This is a genomic window from Paenibacillus sp. HGF5, assembly GCF_000204455.1.
Lineage (GTDB): Bacteria > Bacillota > Bacilli > Paenibacillales > Paenibacillaceae > Paenibacillus_AQ > Paenibacillus_AQ lautus_A.
Genome location: NZ_AEXS01000124.1, coordinates 1 through 22,681 on the forward strand (window position 1 = coordinate 1; position 22,681 = coordinate 22,681).

Sequence of the window (22,681 nt, forward strand, 5' to 3'; positions counted from 1 at the left end):
GGATTGAGAAATACATACGGTTTTATAACCGAGAGCGACCACAGCGGAAACTAAAGAAACTGACGCCGGTAGAGTACCGACGCCAGTTTGCAGCCTAGGTGTTTTTTTAATGTCTACTAAATGGGGTCTTGACCATCATGCGGATGTGGTTTTTTTGTCTAGATACTATCGCTTGCGGAATGCAGAGGTTTCGCTAATGCCCTCTCCTTCCGCTTACAAGTTCGGAATCTGCCAATCCACTTCCTGAAGCCCCATACTGCGTAGAAATTCGTTAGCGCGAGAAAACGGCTTGCTGCCAAAAAAGCCTCGATGCGCAGACAACGGACTCGGATGCGGCGAACGAATCAGTTTATGCTGCCGGTTCGTAATGAGCTCCGCCTTCTTCTGGGCGTGGCTTCCCCATAACAGGAACACGACAGGTTCCTTTTTCCGGTTGATCGTCTCAATAACCTTATCCGTAAAGCTTTCCCATCCCCTGTTTTTATGAGAATTCGCTTCATGGGCCCTTACGGTGAGCACCGTATTTAGAAGCAGTACCCCCTGCTTCGCCCATGTTATCAGATGGCCGTTATTGGGAATGAAGCAGCCCAGATCATCCTGAAGCTCCTTGTACATATTTTGCAAGGAAGGAGGCGTGCTGACGCCCTCTTTGACAGAGAAGCTTAGGCCGTGGGCCTGTCCCGGTCCATGATAAGGATCCTGGCCCAAAATGACCACCTTGGTGTCGGCCAGCGGTGTATAGTGCAGCGCGTTAAAAATATCGTATTTATCGGGAAAAATGGTCTTCGTCCGATATTCGTCAATAAGAAATTCCCGCAGCTGTAAGTAGTATGGCTTCGTAAACTCCTGCTCTAAATATGTCGCCCAGTCATTCTTCAATATCGCCATTTCGGGTTCTTTCCTCCTGCCATGGTCATAAAAATAAGATATAACTAGATTATATCATACGGATTATTTTCGGTATTTTCCTGACACCTAACCCTCACGAAGACGCAAAAAAGCGACCGATTACGGTCGCTTTTTCACCATTGATTCCCTAATCAAGTCATGATGACCGGCTCAATCTTGCCGTTGCCGATCCGCATCCGATCCATGCATAACTGGCGGTGTCCCGGCTCGGTGTCCCCAATGATTCGGCGGTGGTATACGATAAGCCATTCATCCCTCTCCTGCAAATGCAAGTAGCCATGGTGGCCGGGTCCTTCGGCAATCGGCTCCTGACGCTCCAGAATCGTGCCTTCATTCTTGAATGGACCGAGCGGACTGTCGCTTACGCCATAGGCTACGCGATAGGTTCCATTCGTCCATCCGCCCATGGACCACATCAGATAATAAAGTCCGTCCTTCTTAATCATACAAGGACCTTCCACGTATCCCTCCGGCGTAATGGAACGGAAAATTTCATTGCCTTCGTCGGCCAATGGGACGAATCCCGTCATCTCTTCGTTCATCCGCGCAACGTTGCAATGCCCCCATCCGCCATAATACAGATAGATCGTTCCATCTTCGTCCTTGAATAGATGCGCATCGATCGGCTGTGCCTGATGAATGAACTTATCCACGAGCGGCTTCCCCAAGTAGCCTCTGTACGGCCCCTCCGGACGGTCCGCAACGGCAATTTCCAAGCCGCCGGCTTCCTCGTTCGATTGGATATCGTTCGATGCAAACACGAGATAATATTTCTCTTGGTGCTCGATATGGGTCGGTGCCCAAACCGCCCTCCATATCCATGGGAAATCCGCCATTTCGATAATGCCTTCGTGTTTCTCCCAATGGATCAGATCGTCGGAACTGAATGCGTCCAGATTCATCTGCATCGTATATTCCGTGAAGGACCGCGTTGCATAAATCCAGTGCTTCCCCTCATACGTTCTGGCTTCGGGATCTGCATACCAGCCGGGTATGATCGGATTGTTGATGTTCAATGGTAGACACTCCTTTCCTGTGCTGGGCATGTCGAGTTCGAGCGAGAGGGCATCGCCCGCCGACCAATGGCGCTCGATTGAGCGATAGCCTCGTTCTACCATTGCTTCTACAACGGATAGCCAATCTCCTCCCGCTTGCAATCCTTGTAACTCGTTGAACTACCCTCCGAATCGTTCTCAATAACCCCGGGAATATTCCGGGCTTTCTTTGAGATGGACGATATCGTGGCCGGTTGGATTTTGGAAGGCACGAAGCCCGAAGGTCGGCGCAACGGCAAAGATATGGTCAAAGATATCCGCTTGAATCGATTCATACACACCCCAGTTGGTATCATTGCTGAACGCGTAGATTTCCAAGGGCAGTCCGTTATCTCCCGGCGCTAACTGCCTGACAATCAGCGTCATATCCTTATGGATTTTTGGATGATTCCGCAGGTATTGATGGATATACTCCCTGAACACGCCCACATTCGTAAGCTGTCTGCCGTTCACGTTGCTTTCCGTATTGATCTGATGCTCGATGTTGTATGCGTTAATTTCGTGTAATCGGGTCGTGACATAATCGGTAAGGTAGTGAATCTTCTGAAATTCCTCAATCATCTCCTTGGTGCAAAAGCAGATGCTGCTCGTATCGACATAGAAGCTTCGCTTAATTCTTCGGCCGCCGGATACCTGCATGCCTCTCCAGTTCTTGAACGAGTCCGAGATGAGGGCATAGCTGGGAATCATCGTGATCGTTTTATCGAAATTCATCACTTTTACCGTATTCAACGTAATGTCGATGACGTCGCCGTCCGCATTGTATTTCGGCATTTCAATCCAATCGCCGACACGCACCATATCATTGGATGATAATTGAACGCCTGCAACCAAGCCCAATATGGAGTCCTTGAAAACCAGCATCAGAACGGCCGATAGAGCACCAAGCCCACTGAGAATGATCAAAGGATTCTGCCCGATGAGGTTCGAGATCACCACAATGCCGCCGATGATGAACAGAACGATTTTCACCACCTGAATGTATCCCTTAATCGGCCTAATCTTGGAAACTTCAAATGAACGATAAATGTCATCAAAAGCATTAAGCAGCGCATTCAACACCGTGATGGTGACGATAATCATGTACGTCATGGCCGCTTTTTCAATCAGAATTTGGTACGCCGGAAAGATGGACGCCGAAAAATAAATAATGATTGCCGGCACAAGATGCGACAGCTTGTGGAACACTTTTTTCTCCACGATGATATTATCCCATGTGTACCGATTGTTGTTGACGATATGAATAATCGTCTTCAGCACGATTTTTTTGGTAATAAAATTAGCCAGTATGGAGATCACCGCGATAAAAACGACCATGATCATATTCGAGAGATATCCAATGGTTTGTTCGCTCATGCCATATCCGTCTAGTTGATTTCTGATAAAGTCCATTGTTTCCTCCTGACGCAGTTTAAGATTAGCCTATTATTATAGAGGAGATTCTAGTACTGCGCAAAGTTCAGAATCAGACATCGCTGGGTTGATTTGGAAGATGCTTGGTGTAAGACGGTCTGTTTGAAAAAGTCGATCAGATCTATTTCATTTCCTTTCCGTTACGGCTGATCAACCCCCGCAGGCGCTTCATGACAGACTGAACTTCGGTATCGGTCAACAAATAATACGTATTCACCATCCAGGTTTCTCTGTTTTTCAAATGAAAAATCAGCTTAGGAAATTTCGGAAGCAGCCACTCCCGAATGGAAGGGCCGCTATAACTGATACTTGCAATCTCCTCCCACGCTACGATCCGCTTTCCATCCGAAATGGAATTTTGATCGTAGGTTAGGAGCTGCGTGTCTGATTTCAGCGCCTTTGGCAAGCTGACAAACAGATAACCTCCAAAAAACGGAATCCCTATTATGGCTGATGTGATACAAAAAAACTTGCGAATAAAGGAAGTATCCATAAAAAAGGCCGCGTACAGCAGAAACAGGCAAGCCAGCACAAACAGTAAACTGCCAAGTGCTTTGCCCCATGCCACAGATTTCCGATAAGATATCGCGTTCATGATTTAGCGCCTTTCTAAAATTATTTGAACAGTCCTTTAATCCAGCTAACTCCACTTTCGACTGCTTTAGCTGTGTCGTGGTGATATCTCTATTGTATCAAAGAGCAGTTTTTTTGTTTTGCTAGATGAAAAAGAGGCCTTGTCTCAGTCATTTACGATGACTTTTGAGACAGCCCCTTTTAGTAAGTATGATGGCGAAGCGTGGCCTCGAAACCACAGTTCGCCGGATCGCATTTTGATTGAATTGAACATATGAAACTTACGGAGAGAGTATCCGTTTTTGACCGGTAAGCTCCTGAATCGGCTTAATGTTTTGAGTGAATTCCAGCGTGCCTAAATAGTTTCCTTCTTCATCCCTTACGGCAAAATAACGAATGTAGACAAATTTATCTTTAACCGGGATCCAGAAATCTTCTGTATCTTTGACACCTGCTTTGAAATCAGCAAGCAGCTGATTGACGACGTGAACGCTTTGCGGAGGATGGCAGTTCTGAACACTTCGGCCGATCACCGCTTTGGTACGAACGAAGATTCGTTCTTTGCCCTGTGAAAAATATCGAACGATATCATGTTCATCGATAAAGGTTAGGTCGACCGGTAAATGATTTAAGATGGATTCCATCTGTTTGACCGATAAAATGCCTGTACTCATTCGGATATATCCCTCTTGCAGCGGAGAAGACCCCAATCCCTGACCTGCCCCAGGTTCAGCTGCTCTTTCAGGAATCCATGGTTGATCCGGTGCAACCAAGCAATAACCGACTTCTTCGCTTTGGGCAGCAATTTGAAGCCATTCATCTTCCGTCAACTTCTCCAGAGCCATAGGCAGTAAAATATGTTCCTCTTTATAGATCATTTCTGTTACTTCGTTTAAGACGCGTTTGGCAAGGTCCACTACGCTCTGCGTATTGCCCTCATCATGAGCGAGTTTGGATTTCACTTCTTTTATTCCCATTCGGATACCGTCATCTACCGCCCACATCACCTTGGTCGGTCCATAAATTCCGTATTTTTCGAGAAATGGAAAGAGCAAATTTTCTTTGCGGCTGTAGTGTTTGTCTACGTCATAGAGGAGACTGAAATCCTCCAGCAATTTGAGGCGATTTGCCTCCCCTTGATCCTTCAGAAATTGATCCAGATGCAGCGCGATTTTGAAATTTGCCAGTCGATCGATTTCTTGGTTCTCCCTCTTAAACGTAAACACAGGATGTCCAGGCTGCTCTTCGGGTTTATGAGTTCTGTGAATGTCTTGGATGGAACCTTTGAATACGGCAGCATGCACGCTGCACAGTCGCTGTACTTCGGTTACCGGTATTCCTTCCTCCTGCATCAGCACTTGTTCCAGCTCCGAAATTTCATCAACCGATATTTCGCCCACAGCTTGATTGAATTTTGACTTCACTTCTTCCACGCTTTTTCCATGGTGCAGCTCTTTCATGATTTCCTTGAGCAAATGTATACGGGCCGTTCGATGAGCAGAAAGTCCTTCCTCACGGTTATTAATGAATTCACTCATGTTCATCACCTCTGTTTTGTTTCAATATATACAGATGAATTTCTATTCTGTTTACATCTCTAAACTAGCATCCTCATGCTCCATGACTTGTGATTAAAAGCACAAAGGGAATGAAAATTCATTGAACAAAGAAAGGACCCGTCTTCTTCGAAAAATTTTTGTCCGCTTGACGATATGGCCCGCACGACTGACGCGAAGCCCGCTCAGCCATAAATATGTAGCAACCCTTGTTTCCGAATTGTATTGAGCTGGCACACAAAAAAGCGACCGGTCACGGTCGCTTTTTAATTGAATGTATGGAGGGTAATCAAACCCCTATATTGAAAAATCCGGAACACAGGTGATGGCGATTACATAGATTTTCTAGACACTTCATACTTCTGAATCAGCAAAAATACGGCGCCGCCCCAGGTTTAATACCGGAGCGGCTAGCCCGCGTCTTTTCACACAATCGCCCCTTGGGCGTACAGCATCTCCCTGAGCTGCGATGCATCGACTTCCGCCGCGGTGATTCCCGCCTTGCAGGCCAGGGCCGCCGCCGTGCCCGCCGCTTCTCCCGTAGCCATGCAGCTTGGCGTCAAGCGCGTGGTCGCCAGTGCTTCATGCGTGGTGGAAATGCAGCGCCCTGCCGCGAGCAGATTTACTGGCCCTCGGGCCACCAGGCAGCGGTAAGGAATGCTGTAGGAACCGTCATTCTCGATGGTAGCCTCCATGATCCCTTTGCCTGACGGATCATGTAAGTCAACCGGATAACCGCTCCTCGCAATGCCGTCCTCAAAATGTCGTCCCGTCACCACGTCCTCCATCGTTAACCGATACAGACCGTCGATTCGGCGCGACTCCCTAATTCCGATCTGGGGGGCAACCGAGGAAATGGAGGCCTCGGCAAATCCGGGCACCCGCGATTTCAAAAATTCCGCCATCATCAGCACCTGCTTGCGCCCTTCCTCCTCCGCCAAAGTCAGTTCCTCAACATCGGTCGCGCTTAAGCCTTGTACCCGCGTACAGTTAATCAGTACCTCATCCTTCTCCGGTCCGATAAACAACAGAACCTGATCGCGGTTGATCGGGACCTCGGCAGCCTTCCACTCCTTATAAAAGCCGGAAACCCCCGTGAGCGGAATACGCTCCTTCTCTAGTTCGGCAAACGGCGTCTTGTGATAAAAGTTGTCGGGATCAGCAAGCATCGCCTTCCGAATCGCGTCCACGTCAACACCCCGCATCCGGAATTTCATCGTCATCGGCTGCGACAGCCCGTCGCTTTCGCGCCCCTGAAGTGTCGGCGCTCCCGCCAGATAAGCGACGTCCGCATCCCCGGACGCATCGACGAACATCTTCCCGTCCACCTTGATTCGCCCCGATTTACCAGTAAGGGTCACAGACTGGATGTATTCGCCTTCACGTTTGACTTCGTCAACGAAGCTGTGCGAGACGAGCTTCACCCCCGCTTCGCGCAGCATATCGACGGCAAGCACCTTATATATCTCTGGATGGTACGGCGTCAGCGTATGCACGAAACCGACGGTATCGCGAAGATGGCCGGGCGAGCCCCCGCGCTCCATCAGGCGCTCCACAATTTCCTGTGCAATGCCGCCGATGACCCGTTCCCCTTGCTGAGTATGAAACGTCATCCAAGGATAAACTCCGGCAGCCGTAGACATCCCGCCGACAAATCCGTACCGCTCAATCAAGATGACGCTTGCCCCCTGCCTGCCGGCGGCAATGGCGGCGGCAATGCCTGCCGGCCCTGCACCTATAACTACCACGTCCGCCTCCATGATCCGTGTCCTGCTGTCCATCTCTTTTCACTCCTCCTTTTAAGCGTTATTTACCCTATTCCTTGAGACCCGTCATGGATACCCCTTCGACAAACTGCTTCTGCGCAAAGAAAAACACAATGAGCAGTGGTAATGTCGCCATAACCGAAGCGCTCATCAGCAGATGCCACGATGTTCCCGACTCATCGGTAAACAGCGATAATCCCAGCGGCAAGGTCATCAGCTTACGGTCATTAATAAAGATGAGCGGATCAAAAAAATCGTTCCAGCTCGTCAAAAACGTGAAAATGATCAGCGTGGCGATCGCGGGTTTTGCTAACGGCAACATGATTGTGGAATAAATCCGCAGCCGCGAGCAGCCGTCGATCATCGCTGCCTCCTCCAGCTCCTTCGGAATCCCCAGAAAAAATTGCCGCATCACAAACACCCCGAACACACCGCCCGCGCCGAATATAGGCAAAATAATCAGCGGTAAATGCGTATTGATCCAACCCAGCTCACGCATAAACAGAAACATCGGAATGGCAATGACCTCGTTCGGAATCATCATCGTGCTCAGCAGCAGCAGAAACACCAGGCTTCTCCCCCAAAAAGGAATTCGTGCGAACGAATACCCCGCCATGGAAGAGAAAAGCACGGTGCCCACGGTAACCAGAAGGGCGATATATACGCTGTTGCCATAAAATAGATGGAACGGGATCGTCTCCAGCACTTCTGCATAATTCGCCCATCGTATCGGCGATGGAATCAGCTGCGGCGGAAAAACAAACACATCGGCCGGCTGTTTGAGCGAAGTAGAGACCATCCACACGAACGGGGTCATCATGACCACCGAAACGGCAAGCAGCAGCAGATAATGGAACAGGTTCCCGCCTGCCGGGTTGCCCCTTTTAGCAAATAGACTAGCTTTCATTCAGAACCCACCTTTTTCTCATCTGCCATTGTGCCAGCGTAAGCAGCAGGGTGATGATAAACAGCACATAAGCCAGCGCAGAAGCATATCCGAACTCGAACAGCTTAAAGGCTCGTTCCCAAATGTTGTAGACGAGCACCTTGGTGCTTCCGGAAGGCCCCCCTTGTGTCATCACGTAAATTTGTCCGAACACCTTCAGCGAACCGATAATGGTCATCATCAGGGTCAAAAAAATCGTCGGCGTGATCATGGGTACGGTAATTCGGAAAAAAATCCGCATTCTCCCTGCGCCATCGATCCTGGCCGCCTCGTAGAGCTGCGCCGGAACCTGCTGCAGTGCCGCAATGAACAACACCATATTCAAACCGACATTTTTCAGGAGACTGGTCACGATAACAACGGGCATGGCAAGCCGGGTATCGTACAGCCAGGCCGGGCCGGTAATGCCGATCATACGCAGCAGCTGGTTAATGAACCCGGAATCCGTGGCAAACATATACTTCCAAACAATCGACCAGACCACCAGCGAGGTCATAACCGGAATAAAGATCAATGTTCGGAAAAAGCCGGCTCCGCGAATATTTTTGGATAACGGGATTGCAAGCAGCAATGCCAAAATAATGTTCAGCGGAACAAGTCCGGCGGCAAAATAAAGCGTATTGCCCAGCACGCGCCAAAATTCTGCATCCCCCGCAATCGTGCGGTAGTTCTCGAATCCGATGAGCTTGGCCTCACCCAGCAGCGGCCAATCGGTAAAACTCATATAAAGCGCCATCATGAGCGGGACAAGCAGCAGCAGAACGAACCCCAGCACCATCGGCAGCACGAACAGCCAACCCGCCAAATGGTCACCGCGGTTTAAAGGCCTGGTCTTCCTTGCCTTCCTTCGGAATGGACGGCCGGGCCCTTCAGATTTTATCGTTTCAAGTGTGGTCATGTCGCTTTCCTCCTTGTGGGGCACCTCTACAGACGATCGATTGCATTCCGTAAAGCGGCAACCTCCCTAAGGATGCCTTCCGCTTCATTGCCCGTGACCACCGCTCCGACCAACAGCACCTTGACGCCGCTATCGGCCAAGGCCGGGATATCCTCCGGGCCGATTTTACGCTGCGTTGGCACAATGACCGGCAAACCGCCGTGTGCCGCCAGCCAGCGGTAATGAAGCAGATCGGCAAGGGTAAGCCTGGTACCATATTCATGGCCGGGAACGATGGAAGCCTCAAGCGCGCTGATGCCGAAGGTCCGGCCTCCTTCCACGACGCCCCGGTCGAACTCGCTATCGATCGCAAACGTTCTTGCCAATCCCGGGGCCTGCAGCAGAGAAGCAGGATGATGAAAGGCATAAATCGAGTAGAAATCGACGCCAAGCTCAGGGAGCCGGTTGATTTCCTCCGCGTTTACCTCTTCCACCGAGCCTCCGGGCACAATTCCAAGGGGGCCGTCAAAGCGGGAGCGAATGTCCTTGAAAATGTCGGCATAGCTGTCCAGCGTGCCGAAGCGATTGCCGCTGGCCCGGTGCCCTACGTTGATATGGACTTTCAAACCGTCGGCGCCCGAAGCCAAGGCTGCCTCTGCAAGCTTGATGTCATTGGCCGGGAGGCTGACGAACAGCTGCAGCCCCGGCGCTTCGTTTAATGCTTTATCCAAACGATTCATGCCCGTTCCTCCTAACGTAACTGCCTCTATTTGCTCAGCAGAGCATCCACCTTGCTTTTTACCTCATCCTGAATTTTCTGCGGTTCGCCCCGCCCGGCAAATAACTCGTCAAAGCCTGTCAAAATCTCCGTGTCGATGTTTTGCCAGCGGATATGTCCCGGCTGCACAACCGCTTTAGGCATTTCGTCGATGACCGCCTGCTTGATGTGCCCGGCATCCGGATTGCCCTCCACGCTCAGGAACTCATCCGAGTTCAACACCGATTGGCGCGGCGGCACAAAGAAGGCCGACGTTTTCTGTACACCCTCTTTGCCGGCAAGGAATTTCAACAGTTCCTTGGCTTCCTCCGGATGTTTTCCCTCTTTAAATAGCACGTAACCCGCCTGACCCATCATCGGAACGCTGCCTTTCGAGCCCGATGGCATTGGCGCAATGCTCCATTTGAAATTTTGGATCTCCCTGGCTTTGGATACAAAGCTATAGTTGTCGAAAATCATGCCGATTTGCCCGGATTCAAAATTAACCTGCTCTCCCGCCTTCGGGTGCGAGCCTTCCGTAAACATCATGCGCTTCAGCATGTCCAAGGTTTCAACCCCGTATTGATCATTCCAAGTGTATTCCGTCATCTCTGGATTAAAAGGTCCGCTCCCGTTTGACCAAGAATACGAAGCGAGAATAATCCATGTCTTCCAGTCGCGGAAAAAGTTAGCCCCGTAAACGTTCGATGAAGCAGCGCTCGTCTTGATCGTTTTTGCAGCTTCTTCGAACGTTTCCCACGTCCATTCACCTTTTTCCGCAAGCTCGTTCGGCGTACTTAAGCCCGCTTGCTTGAACAAATCTTCGTTGTAGAACACCACGCTGGGCGGAGTGGAAAACGGCAGTCCGTATAGCTTGTCGTCCTGGCGAAACAGTTCAAGCGTCGAAGGTATAATGTCATCGATGTCAAAAGCGTCATCCTGAACGATATCCGTGACATCGGCCAGAATGTCGTTGGCCATAAATTGCGGTACCATCCGCTCCGATACCCAGGCAATGTCGGGCAGCTCCTGGCCTGCCGCCAGTACGGACATTTTTTGCTGATAGTCCGCAAACGGGATCGTGTCAATTTGCACCTCAATATTCGGATGCTCCTGCGTGAAAGCGTCAGTCAGCCCTTTGTACAGCTCAAGCTGCGCTGGATTTCCCCATGTCGCGAATTTGAGCAGTACCTTCTCGCCACTGGCTTCGCCTGGCGTATTCTTCGGCTGTTCTTTTCCGGCGCAGCCCATGAGCCCCACACCAAGTGTTAATGCCAATAAACCGGTCAACCATTTTTTCATATACCGCTTCCCCCTCTGCATTGTTCAAGTTAAGGTTGTAATGAGGTTAATTATATTTACATATGGTCATATAAAAAATCACTAAACGTTCAGAAAAGGTACGATTTTTTAGGTTATTTCCGTTTTAGTCCATAAAAAAGAACTACATAACATAATTTGTTATGTAGTATTACACACTGTATTGCTCCCGGTAGGTTCCCGGCGTCATTCCGGTATGCTGTTTAAATACCAGCATAAAATGCTTCGGACTTTGATATCCCGATAAACGGGCGATATCGTAAACCTTCAGGTTCGTCGTCTCCAGCAGCTTGCAGGCTCGCCGGATGCGCGTTTCGGCGATATAATCGGACAAATTGCCGCCCCCTTCCTGCTTAAAGAGCTGGCTTAGATAGGAAGGATTTAAATGCACCATCTCCGCTAACGTCTGCAGACGCAAATCACCGTCGGGGTTTTCAGCGATATACGCCTTCAGCTTCCGGATCATCCTGCGCCCCTCGCTGGACGACGGCCCCCCGTCCGCCTCGCTATGCGGCTCAGCCCCGCCCGCATATCGATTTGAAGAATTCAAGGTTAGCCGAATCTTGTCTAAGGCAACCGTAAAATCCTTACGGTCTATGGGCTTCAGCAGGTAATCGGCGATCCCGAATTGCAGCGCTTTTTTGGCGTATACAAAATCACCATAGCCGCTGATAATGACAATCGGCATCTCATGGCCCGCGGTCCGCAGCTTTTCCACCATCTGAAGCCCGTCCATCTCCCGCATTCGAATATCCGTAATGAGCACATCCACCACATTGCGTTCCAGATAAGCCAGCGCTTCCTTGCCGTGAGCGGCTTCGTATACGACCTCAACATCAGGAGCTACACGGCCGATCAAATCGCGGATGCCTTTACGGATAATATCCTCGTCCTCCACTAACATGAGCTTGATCATGGATGACCTCCTACCTTTCTTGTTTCGCGAACGGCAGCGTCACGGTAAAAGCCGCACCTTGTCCCACGCTTCCATCGATTTCGAAGTCGCAGTCCCGGCCATAAATCAAACGCAACCGCTGATTAATATTTTTTAGCGCCACTCCATGACCGCGTAATGGCATTGCCGGAGTTTTTACTGCCACATCATCACCGGCCTCTTCCAATGAAGCTTGCAGAGCCGCCAATTCATCCTCCGACAAGCCCCGCCCGTCATCCCGAATGGTCAACAGCACCTCATCCTCAAATCGCGCCACCGTAACGTATACCGTGCCCCCTTGCTCGCGGTCTCCAATCCCGTGCATAATCGCATTTTCAATGAGCGGCTGGAGCAGCAGCTTCGGAACCAGGCAATCGTCCAACCCTTCTTCGATATCGAACATAGCCTGCAGCCTGGAACCATGGCGCATTTTTTGAATGCGAATATACGACTCCGCCGTCTCAAGCTCCTCGCCAAGCCGGATGAGGCTTCGGTCCTGCTCCACTGCGCTGCGGATCAGTCGTCCCAAAGCCGTGGCCATTTCCGAGACGTCCTCATTATTGCGCTGCCGGGCAAGCATGCTGATTGACTCCAGCGTATTATATATAAAATGGGGTTGGATCTGGCTTTGCAGTGCGGCTAGCTCCGCCTCTCTTTCCCTCATGCCGAGCACGTATACTTCATGGACGAGCCGGTCGATTTCCTCTACCATCCGGTTGAAGCCGGAACCAAGCCGACCGATTTCATCCTCAGTTACCGGCACACTCTGCTTGAAATCGCCGAGCTCCACAAGTCGCATTTTTCGTACCAGCGTCCCGAGAGGTTGGGTCAGCCGATAAGAGAAGTAGATGGCTAAGGCCCCGGCCAAAACGAGACATATCAGGCCGGCTAGAAGCGTAAAGTTGCGAAGTTCCTTGGTCTCCACAAGCAGGGATGCCACCGGAATATAGCTCACAATATTGATATCGGAATATCGGGAATAGTTGGAGACAACCAAATACTTGCTGCCCTCCATATGCAGAATCTCGCTGGCCGTTTCCGAACGCCCTGAAAGCCCGAGGATCCGGTCCGATAGCAGCTTGGAGGCTTCCGTTTCCCCATCTGCGGTCGCCGTGTAGAAAAGCTCTTCCCGGCTATTCTGCACGACGATGCCGCCGTTCTCTTCCAGCCTGACATTATCGACAAGCTGCTTGAACAAGGTCTGCTTCAAATCGATTTTGACTAACCCGAGCGTCCGGTTGGTATTGGGCTCACGGATCAGCCGGGCTACGGAAAAATAGCTTTGATTGCCGTCCAGATAGTAAGAAGGCCGATGAGGCGGAAGCAGCACCCAAGCCCCTCTCGCTTCCACCACGCCGGGGTACCAGGGCTGCCGCTCCACGTCCGTATATGCAGCGATCGCGCTAGGAGCCAGGCTTGAGAAGGTGTAACCGCTTCCGGCGAAAATCTGGATACTGTCAATCTCTGGCCTGTCGAAGGTCATGCTGGCGATATAAAGCTGCATTTTGGAGCGTTCTTCCACCGTAGGCTGCTGATGCAGGCTATCCTCCTCCCTGTACTTGCGCAAGATGGACAATACCCCCGAATCGTACAAAGGCATCAACGTCAATCTCTGCATCTCCATCAGGGTCCTGTCCAAATTCCGGTTGATCTGGTCCACCAATTGAGCGGTATAATCGGAGGTTCTTCGTTCAACGGAGTTGGAGAAACCCACGTAGGTAGCCACGCCCTGCAGGCTGAGCGGAATCGAAATGAGCAGCAGGAAGATCAGCAAAATTTTAGCACGAAGACTCCAGGACTTAAGCGGTTTGAACCTGAAAGACACGCTGGCCACCCCCTTCCGCCAGTCCCGTTTATTTTCACTTCATTGTACAGGAACATGGTGGGGATGACTACGGGATACGAAATCGAATTCCGAAGTTGGCTAAAGTTAGACTGTGAAACCGATTTCATAATTGTATAATTGTTATAACGATTGAATGCGCTGATAAGGAGTGAATCTTTATGAATAGGATGGTTGGGATGGATTTTACGGGAGATGTGGTTAATCATAAATATCAGTTTCCCGACTTAGCAGCTACCATTCAGATGCATGGTGTCCCAATAACCAAATCAACAGATAAAATATAAAAAGCGACCGAATCACGGTCGCTTTTTATATTCGTATGAGAGACGCGCGGGAGTACAAACCCTGTCCCGCTCTACTCCAACTCCATATAAAAGAGATTCGTCGTATGATCTTTTGTAATCGTATGCGTTCCTGGAGCAAGTGGCACACTGACCATACCATTCGTCATGGGATAACTCGTTCCATCAATCTTGATCTTGGTTCCGTCTGCCGAATTAAACACTAATGTTAATGTAGCGGTTTCCGTAGAGGTAAAGGTAATGCGGGTTGAACTCTCGATTTTCAAACATTGGGTTAGCGTTAAGCCGTTATACGCCGCAGTTCCCTTGGTTGTGGAGAGATTCCCTACAATATGAAAGAAATCGCTTGCCAATCCGGACGTTGTAAAGTTGTGAACTTGTTCTCCGGTGGACGGCTCTGGTTCTGGTTCAGGTTCCGGCTCCGCCCCGGTTGAATTCCCGCCTACGGATACAAGCCCGCTGGTGTAGCTGCTTATTTTAGCCATAAGAGCTGTATTGAGGGCATAGGATGTGTCGTCAACGGCATCATTGAATTCCCAAGTGAAGTCCCCGTTATTCAGGCGTCCGGCTTGTGCGGTAACGATCTGTTCCACATCGCTCACGTTATCGATGTCGGCGCTATCTACTCCCGTATCGACGGTTGTATCGAAGTTATTATAAGCCGTTCCTCCCACGAATGCTTTGTATGAGCTTGGTACGGTTTCAATTCTTGACGAAGCCAAGTATGCATCGAATGAGGTTGCATTTGCCGGAGCTGTTCCGGTATTGGAATTTGCATAAATCAGGCTATCCGCATCTACGATCCTATTGTTATAGGCCTTAATCACGCCTCCGTCTTCGCCCGAAAAGGTCCCTTCCCCTAAAGCATCCGTACCTTGCAAGGAACTCAACATCGGGTATTTGGCATGTCTAAAGTAATTGGATTCCACGAAGGCCGAAGCTCCCGTTGTCACACCCACCCCATATTTTGAGACTCCGTCATAGAAGTTATTGTAGATGTGAACCGATGCCAATCGGATTCGCGGATGGCGGGAGTCCGAGTGATCAAACCAGTTATGGTGGAAGGTGACAAAGAATTCCTCCGATTCGCTCAAACCGACCAAAGCCGCTTTTCCCGAATCCCAGTAGTGATTGTAAGAGATGGTAATATAGGTCGACCCTTTTTTCAGGTCCGTTGAACCATCGCCCTTGGCCTGGTCGGCATCTCCTCCTGCGGTTCCATAAAACAGATCGTTATTATGCACCCACACGTTGACGTTTCCTGTATCCATGGAAATTCCATCATCAGGGAACAACATGAGCCCGAGGTTTCTTACTTCCACATTCCCTACGTATCTAAGGAGCAATCCCCACTCATAAGCATAAGCGTCGTCTCCGATCCCTTCGATCGTCATATTCATTTCCGAGTAATTGTTTTTGCCTTTTACTTGAAGGTAGCCGCTGCTATTCAGCTGTCCGCTCATGTCGTCATCGGTAACTTTTCCAATAAACCGGATCGCAAGAGGGGTTGTATCATAGCCTTTTTGTCTTAGCGTCAAAATCTCGCCGATCCCCACGCCCGTTTGAACCCCGCCTGAGCTATTGATTTTCACATCAAGGGTTACGGTTCGTGCCGTCTCGGAGGTCACATAAATAACTTGTGCACCATCTTTAAGCGTACCGTCATCATTGTAGGCACCCGAGCCAGTCCCGTATGGCGAGTCTGAGGAAAAAGCAAATCCGGATCGATCATGCAGCGCTACGGATAGGTTATTCGAAACGACACTTACCGTTGAACCGTCCGTCAGCCTGGCTTCAACCCTCATTACATAGTTGCCGGGCGCAAGGCCTACGGCATCCGCTCTCCAATAGGAAGGGTATTGTCGGATCAGCTCATTATCCAGTTGTTGATAGCCGGAATCCGGCGCATTGGCGTGTTTCACGTAGACATTGTATCCCTCCGCATTACTCACGGGTGACCATTCTATATACGCCGTTTCATTCCAGCCCCCGCCGCCGATAATCGAAAGACCGGCAGCATGGACCGTTGTCTTATTCACCCATCCTCCCGCTATGAGAGATAGCGCCAGAGAAAACAACAACACCATGCCGGTTACCTTTGCAACGCTGTTCTTCATTTCATCTCCTCCTTTTTTTATTCACTTGTGCTTTTGTAACCGCTTGCAATAAATTGGAGCTTTCTTATCAGCCTCCTCGCTTATGGACCATGTTTGTCAAAACCAATCAATGTCCTTATTTAAAATCAACAAATTTTGGAATTCCATCCACAGCTTATCAGCTTCGAAAACAGTTCCGAAACAATCATTTTGTTATAACCTGCGCATTCCGCGATATTCTGAGTTAATGATTATAGGTCGTGGAAATGACACTTACTCTGGACAACCTCCATGCCGGGCTGGTCGTGAACGGCTGAAAGCTGCAGATACAAGGCGTAGAGCGGGCTATATTTCAGGCTTAAACCGGACGCAAAAACGAAAAAGCGACCGGTTAAGGTCAACTTCCCGGTTGTATGGCTTCTGCTGACTTCTCTCAGCGAGCTGTACTCTGTCTTTCGGGATCCTATATCCTACTCCACGTCTGTGATATCTCCCCGGGTAAGAGTGGTAACCTTCCCCTCATCCATCTGCCACATCTAGCATGATGGAATTCGGGCAGTACTGGACTTTACTTTGCATTGCAAGCTCGTCCGTCCCATCACGCCCTCTATGTGGATTTCTGTTCGTCAGACGGAGGATTTGCCTCCGGCCTCCTTCAGATTCGGCCTAACGGCCGACACCCTTGCTTTTTTGGCTAACAGTTCCTACTGCCAAGCCTGTAGCGGACTTTCACCGCCAAGCTCTCGCCCATGCCGGGCGCACAATGAAAAAGCCACCAACCCGAACACGGGCTGATGACTTGCGCATGATTTTATGAAGAGCCGTGGCTTGGCAGGATATACGGCATGCCGCATTAAAGCTTACCCGCTATGTAACGGCGTAAGCTTTTTTGTATTATTGTTATTCAGTTCGGCAGCAATTAGCCGCGTACAGATTCCATCATGATGATACCGCCATCCAGCACTATTAAAGTCCATCGATTTGCGTTATTTGAGGACACTGGTTCCGCTATTTCCTTGTTTATACCGATCTCGCAGCAATATGCGGACAAAAGATCCGTTATTCCGGGATTTTTCGCGGATTAATCCGTGATCATGATACAATAGCGGATCCTCTGTCCGCGTGAACTCCAGAATAGGCCGATTCCCGTAAAATAACGAATCCTCCGTCCTCGTGATCTTCTTAATGTGCGAATTTCAGCATTTAGCATGCCTCTTCCGTCCGCATAAAGCGAGAATGGGCCGATTCCCGTAAAATAACGGATCCTCTGTCCTCATGATCTTCTTAATGGGCGAATTTCAGCATATTGCAGGGCCTTCTCTGCCCGCATAAACATGAGAATGGGCCGATTCTGTAAATAAGGGATCTCCATCCACTTGCCCACGGAAAGCGATGCTTTCTTGTTCAGGCAGTTTAACGCCACCATTCGTGATCTCTTGTACCTGCGCCCAAGACGGCTTCGCCGTTCCAGCTGTAATTCCGGACCTCCCCGGCAATCTTCCACAGAGAAGGACAACTGTTATACATCCAGTCTAACGGCTCCGCTGCCGGAAGCGGACGGGAAGCAGCCTCAAAGGCCTGCCGCACCTCCCGCTTCTGCAGCAAGCTTAACTCCTTCTGGTCGACCGACACGAAGAGCGGCGTGCCGCTGTTTGCCAGCAGATCGAGCCACTGGCGATTGAATTCCCAAGGAACGCCGGAGGTGATGCCTACGCAATCCGCATCATGGCTGAACAAGGTTCCATGCTGAGGCATTCGGAAGGCCAGCGTATTCACGCCCATTCTGCGCGTTCTTTCCCACGATCTGCCGCTGGTATCATCTCCGGTGCGCTGAATTTCAAACAAGCCTGCCGCCAGATGCCCAATCGTATTGCAGCCGATAATCAGACTGTCTTTCGAAGCCTCAGCAATCGTCCGGTACAAGTCGAGGACGATTTCGGCGGTGGTGCGGGTGGTATCCCCCAAGGCGTACGGCAGTGCATGGGCTTTTCCCTTCATCTGAAACCCCCATTGCCCAAACAGATCGAAGGTCGAAAAATCATGCTTGATCAGCTCATAACCCCATTCATTCATCCGACTCATCGTGTCCGCGACATATTCCAGCACATCCGGGCAGCTCGGATCTAAGAAATGCCCGCCTTTCGTGTAACGGATCCAGGATTCCGGCACCTTCTCCTGCGTCAGCAGTGGACGACACCAGATGCCGGGTCTAACGCCAGCCTGCTTCATTTCATCCGCTAGTCCAGCCATGTCGGGAAAACCACGATTTCCTATCCATGGACCACCGTTACAGGTGCCGGAGCTGATCTGCCAGCCGTCATCGATGACCATGAACGGACGATTCGTTAAGCCCTCCGCCATGGCGGAAATAAACCGCGAATCTTCTACTATTCGATGGTGGGAGCTCTTGCCGTAGGCATAATACCAGTTGTTGCCCCCATACACCGGAACGCTCGGCAGCACCGGCTGCTCGCACATGGAGCTGCACAGCATCCGGGTCGTCTCATACGGCGTCATGTTCTCGCCTCCATGGACCTGCACGAGCTCGGCGAATTTGAGAATCCGCTTTCCAAGGGTGACGCCTTGACTGCCGCTGCTTACATCCGCCGTCAGCGTCACGCCATCGGCGTCCACCTGCCAGCAGCACATCGATCCCGCCCCGGTTTTCACTCCGAACCCGGCCGTCGATGAGCCGTCGTGAATCATGAAATACCATGGCATCGCGCGCTCCGGCTGCAGGCCGGACCAGCCCATGTCTCCGTAGCCGCGTTCCCAGTGATCTCCGAACAGCGTTACCGGTTTCGCGAAGCGGTGGTTCCAACGAATGCGGATGGTATGCACCGCCAGCTTTGTAGATTCCAGATAAAGTCCCATATCCGCTGCCGTTTCCCGCTGCTTCATGGTCACCGCGACGTGTCCCGCGCTCCACACCGAATCCGCCGCAGGCATCAGCTTCTCCCAGCCCTGTTCGGTCTCGGCCAGCACCAACGAAGGTGAATTGAATATATTAAAATCCAACCTCTTCACTTCCTTCCAAGCTTGTTAACGTGTTGACAAGGTTATCCCTTGATTCCTGTCATCGCAATGCCTTCAATGAAGTACTTCTGGGCGAAAAAGAAAAGGATGAGCACCGGAGCGCTGACCATGGTCGCAGCTGCCATCATCGCTCCCCAATCGCCGTCCCCGTACTGGTTCTGGAAAGAGCTGAGCCCTACCTGCACGGTACGAAGCTCGTCGCTATTCGTGACGATCAGCGGCCAGAAGAAATTGTTCCATGTCCCCATAAACGTGAATATCCCCAGCGTCGCTACAGCCGGCTTCAGAAGTGGTGTTACGATCGAAGCCAGTATACGCATATGACCTCCTCCTTCAATCAGGCCCGACTCAATCAGCTCTGTCGGGATGCCCGTAATGAACTGCCTCATCAGGAAGCAGCCGAAGGCGCTGGTAAGACCGGGAATGATCAGGCCTGCATACGTATCCACCCAGTTCATTTGCGAAAGAATCATAAATACCGGAATGATCGTTACCTGCGAGGGTACCATCATCGTCCCGATGTAAGCCAGGAAAAGCGTCTTTCTCCCCTTGAATTCCAGCTTGGAAAAGGCATATCCGCTCGCAACGGACGTGATCAGAACGCCTGCCACGGTACTCACTGTATAGAAAACAGTATTCAAAAAGTATCTATTCCAGGGTGCCATCTCCCAAGCCGTTTTGTAGTTGGACCAGGCAAATTCGGTAGGAATCCACTTGGGGGGATACACGAATACCTCTCCCGGCGTTTTGATTGAAGTCGTAATCATCCAAACTAATGGCAGCAGGGTGGTCACAACCGTCAAAAACAGGATCACGTACACGACAAGCATCCCGATTATGTGTGTTGGTCTTCTCATCCGTTAAACCTCCTGCAACTCAATCCTCTTTCTTCTGATACGAGTTCCACTGCCAGATCGTGATGGCGAACAGCAATATAAACAGCAGCACGCTCACCGCCGAAGCCCTGCCGATTTTGAAGAACTCAAACGCATATTGGTAGATATAGTAGGCAATCATATTCGTCTGGTTCATCGGTCCGCCGTTCGTCAAGGCATAAATTTCGCCGAAGGTCTGGAAGGAACCGCTGATCGACGTAATCAAAATAAAAAATGTGGCTGGTCTCAGCCCCGGAATCGTAATGCGGAAAAATTTCTGGACGGCATTCGCGCCGTCGATTTCCGCAGCTTCATATAAGGATCTGGATACGCCTTGCAGCGCAGCCAGGTAGATGACCATGTTATAGCCGAACGACTTCCAGATCGAGAAAATGATGACCGACAGCATCGCCGTATCCGGCGAGACAAGCCATTGAAAGGGATGGCTCGGGTTTCCGACCCCTATTTTCTCCAGAAAATAATTCAGGAGTCCGTAACTCGGTTCATAAATCCATATCCAAACCTGCGCCACGGCGATAATCGGCAGGATGGAAGGAAGAAAGAATGCCGCACGCATGAGCTTTCGGCCTTTGATTTTGCTGTTGAGCAGCACGGCCACCACGATCGCAATAGCCATGGAGAAGGCCACCGTAAATATCGTAAACACGGTCGTATTAACGATGGACTTAGTGAACACGGGATCCGCAAAGGATTGCGTGTAGTTATCCAGACCCACGAGCGTGAATTGATTCGCGAATAAATCGACCTCGGTAAAACTCAAATAAAACGAATAAAATATGGCGAACAGCGTAAATACCGCGATCCAGATGACATTTGGCGCGATCAGCATCCATGCGACCGCCGCATCCTTGCCGAACATACGCTTAAACCGTTTCATGTTTGCACCACCTCGCACGCGCTTAATCAGGAAAGAAGGAAGGAGACGGATGACGTATTATTACACCCAATCTCCCGCTCCTGAGCCTATTTAGATGAGGACCATGTTTTCAATAATGGCTTGCTTTCCTCATACGCTTTTTTCATGGCCTCTTCAGCCGTTTCTTTGTTATGCATGGCAGCTTCGATATGCGAAGTGATAACTTCGGTAATCTCCGTAAGAGTGAGCACGTTGAAAGGCTGGTATCTGCCGTACTGGTACCCGTCGATATGAACCTGAATATCCGGATTCTCTTTGACGAAGTCCTTCCAAACGGCGGCATCCGAACTGCTCTTGCGAATCGGAATCGAACCGTAACCGACCGCGAATTCAGCCGTTTTTTCCGGCGTGGACAACCAGGTCAGAAAATCCCAGGCCGCCTTTTCCTTTTCGGGAGTCGTTTTGAAAATGAAATTGTTCGTGCCGCCCAAAATCGTCGCCTTGCCTTTCGTTCCTTCCGGCAGCGGCGCAATGCCGTAATCCAGCTTTTCGTTGGCGTTCAGCGTTGGGATCGACCAAGGCCCCGATATGCTCATGGCGATCATGCCGGACTGGAATCCGTTCTGCGGCGGCGATAGGCTGGCCACTTTATGCTTGTTGATCAGGTCGGCGAAGAACTGGGTTGCGGCAATGCCGCCTTCTCCGTTAAACTGCAGCTCCGTACCTTCCGCATTGACATAGTCGCCCCCGGCCTGCCACATAAAGGGTGCCCAAGCGGCATCCAGCGCTCCGCCCTGCGTCGTCGGCAGGGACATTCCCCATCTCTTTTTAGCTGGATCCGTCAGCTTCTGTGCCGCTTCGACCAGCTCATCCCAAGTTTTCGGCGGGGTAAGGCCCGCTTCTTCAAACAGCTTCTTGTTGTAATAGAGCGCACGATTGTTCGTCTCGATCGGAATACCGTAGGTTACTCCGTCAAAACGCACGTTACCGTCAATCAGACCGTTCAGGAAATCATCCTCATTCCACTTATCCGGCTCGGCCTGGATGTATTCATCCAGCGGTTTGACGACATCCTTCAGCGGTCCGAGCCACATCGGCCACATCAGCATCCCGACTTCCGGCAATGCATTGCCTGCAGCCGCCGCGGTTAATTTGGTCACCATATTGTCCGTGTCCACGAATACGAGCTTTACCGTGGCGCTGGACTGCGATTCGTTATACTGCTTAACGATATTTTCTAAAAATTTCGCGCTCTCTCCGGATGCACCATGCCAGGCCGTAATCGTCACTCTTTTACCTGCAGCCGGCTGATCCGTACCGGAAGCTCCCTCTTTGCCCGAAGATCCGGAGCACGCCGATAATAGGGCCAATAGCATAGCTGCAATCAGCGTTAATGCAAGTCCTTTGAAGTTTTTGATCACTCGAAGACCCTCCCATTCGTAAATCTCGCGCAACTCTTTTTTCGATGCGCTGTTCTGCAGTGCAGCGCATGAATAAAGCGTTGATTAAAAACTGATTTTACTGTAGATTAACGGTACCGTAT

At 50.6% G+C, this 22,681-nt stretch carries 18 protein-coding genes; 1 reads left to right on the plus strand and 17 read right to left on the minus strand.

Annotation, left to right across the window (positions count from 1 at the left end; translation table 11 throughout):
* Positions 1-14 precede the first annotated feature (14 nt).
* A complete protein-coding gene (locus HMPREF9412_RS19155; protein WP_254664074.1) occupies positions 15-98 on the plus strand; it encodes an IS3 family transposase in 84 nt (27 codons plus the stop codon).
* 115 nt (positions 99-213) lie between these two features.
* Here the strand turns inward: HMPREF9412_RS19155 and HMPREF9412_RS19160 are convergent, their stop codons facing one another.
* The 17 genes from HMPREF9412_RS19160 to HMPREF9412_RS19240 all read right to left on the minus strand — a co-directional run bounded on the left by HMPREF9412_RS19160 (position 214) and on the right by HMPREF9412_RS19240 (position 22,559).
* A complete protein-coding gene (locus HMPREF9412_RS19160; protein WP_009593389.1) occupies positions 214-888 on the minus strand; it encodes a uracil-DNA glycosylase in 675 nt (224 codons plus the stop codon).
* Between the two features lie 152 nt (positions 889-1,040).
* Positions 1,041-1,925, minus strand: a complete 885-nt coding sequence (locus HMPREF9412_RS19165; RefSeq protein ID WP_009593371.1) for a glycoside hydrolase family 43 protein — start codon at positions 1,923-1,925, stop codon at positions 1,041-1,043.
* 177 nt (positions 1,926-2,102) lie between these two features.
* The gene (locus HMPREF9412_RS19170) at positions 2,103-3,356 is read right to left on the minus strand and encodes a mechanosensitive ion channel family protein (protein ID WP_009593390.1); all 1,254 of its coding nucleotides are present in this window, start codon (positions 3,354-3,356) and stop codon (positions 2,103-2,105) included.
* Between the two features lie 142 nt (positions 3,357-3,498).
* Entirely contained in the window at positions 3,499-3,972 is a 474-nt protein-coding gene (locus tag HMPREF9412_RS19175; RefSeq protein WP_009593378.1) for a DUF5381 family protein, read from the minus strand.
* Between the two features lie 259 nt (positions 3,973-4,231).
* Positions 4,232-5,488: a DUF438 domain-containing protein gene (locus tag HMPREF9412_RS19180; RefSeq protein WP_009593388.1), complete on the minus strand. Its 1,257-nt coding sequence runs from the start codon at positions 5,486-5,488 to the stop codon at positions 4,232-4,234.
* A 443-nt stretch (positions 5,489-5,931) separates the two neighbouring features.
* Positions 5,932-7,287, minus strand: a complete 1,356-nt coding sequence (locus tag HMPREF9412_RS19185; RefSeq protein ID WP_009593366.1) for an FAD-dependent oxidoreductase — start codon at positions 7,285-7,287, stop codon at positions 5,932-5,934.
* A 34-nt stretch (positions 7,288-7,321) separates the two neighbouring features.
* Entirely contained in the window at positions 7,322-8,179 is an 858-nt protein-coding gene (locus HMPREF9412_RS19190; protein WP_009593372.1) for a carbohydrate ABC transporter permease, read from the minus strand.
* Positions 8,169-9,116: a carbohydrate ABC transporter permease gene (locus HMPREF9412_RS19195; protein WP_009593360.1), complete on the minus strand. Its 948-nt coding sequence runs from the start codon at positions 9,114-9,116 to the stop codon at positions 8,169-8,171. The genes HMPREF9412_RS19190 and HMPREF9412_RS19195 overlap by 11 nt, the downstream gene beginning before the upstream one ends.
* Before the next feature lie 26 nt (positions 9,117-9,142).
* Positions 9,143-9,835, minus strand: a complete 693-nt coding sequence (locus HMPREF9412_RS19200; RefSeq protein WP_009593376.1) for a hypothetical protein — start codon at positions 9,833-9,835, stop codon at positions 9,143-9,145.
* Between the two features lie 26 nt (positions 9,836-9,861).
* Positions 9,862-11,154, minus strand: a complete 1,293-nt coding sequence (locus tag HMPREF9412_RS19205) for an ABC transporter substrate-binding protein (RefSeq protein ID WP_009593384.1) — start codon at positions 11,152-11,154, stop codon at positions 9,862-9,864.
* Between the two features lie 169 nt (positions 11,155-11,323).
* On the minus strand, positions 11,324-12,088 hold the full coding sequence (locus tag HMPREF9412_RS19210; protein WP_009593382.1) for a response regulator transcription factor: 765 nt from the start codon (positions 12,086-12,088) through the stop codon (positions 11,324-11,326).
* 10 nt (positions 12,089-12,098) lie between these two features.
* Positions 12,099-13,931 carry a cache domain-containing sensor histidine kinase gene (locus tag HMPREF9412_RS19215; protein WP_009593365.1) on the minus strand — a complete coding sequence of 611 codons (1,833 nt, stop codon included), beginning with the start codon at positions 13,929-13,931 and terminating at the stop codon, positions 12,099-12,101.
* A 376-nt stretch (positions 13,932-14,307) separates the two neighbouring features.
* On the minus strand, positions 14,308-16,371 hold the full coding sequence (locus HMPREF9412_RS19220) for a pectate lyase family protein (RefSeq protein WP_009593396.1): 2,064 nt from the start codon (positions 16,369-16,371) through the stop codon (positions 14,308-14,310).
* Between the two features lie 1,392 nt (positions 16,372-17,763).
* Positions 17,764-19,368 carry a hypothetical protein gene (locus HMPREF9412_RS19225; protein ID WP_009593370.1) on the minus strand — a complete coding sequence of 535 codons (1,605 nt, stop codon included), beginning with the start codon at positions 19,366-19,368 and terminating at the stop codon, positions 17,764-17,766.
* Positions 19,369-19,409: 41 nt separating this feature from the next.
* Complete coding sequence (locus tag HMPREF9412_RS19230) at positions 19,410-20,243, minus strand: carbohydrate ABC transporter permease (protein WP_009593380.1); 834 nt, start codon at positions 20,241-20,243, stop codon at positions 19,410-19,412.
* A 19-nt stretch (positions 20,244-20,262) separates the two neighbouring features.
* Positions 20,263-21,159, minus strand: a complete 897-nt coding sequence (locus HMPREF9412_RS19235; RefSeq protein ID WP_009593395.1) for a carbohydrate ABC transporter permease — start codon at positions 21,157-21,159, stop codon at positions 20,263-20,265.
* An 86-nt stretch (positions 21,160-21,245) separates the two neighbouring features.
* A complete protein-coding gene (locus HMPREF9412_RS19240; RefSeq protein WP_009593392.1) occupies positions 21,246-22,559 on the minus strand; it encodes an ABC transporter substrate-binding protein in 1,314 nt (437 codons plus the stop codon).
* Positions 22,560-22,681: the final 122 nt, after the last annotated feature.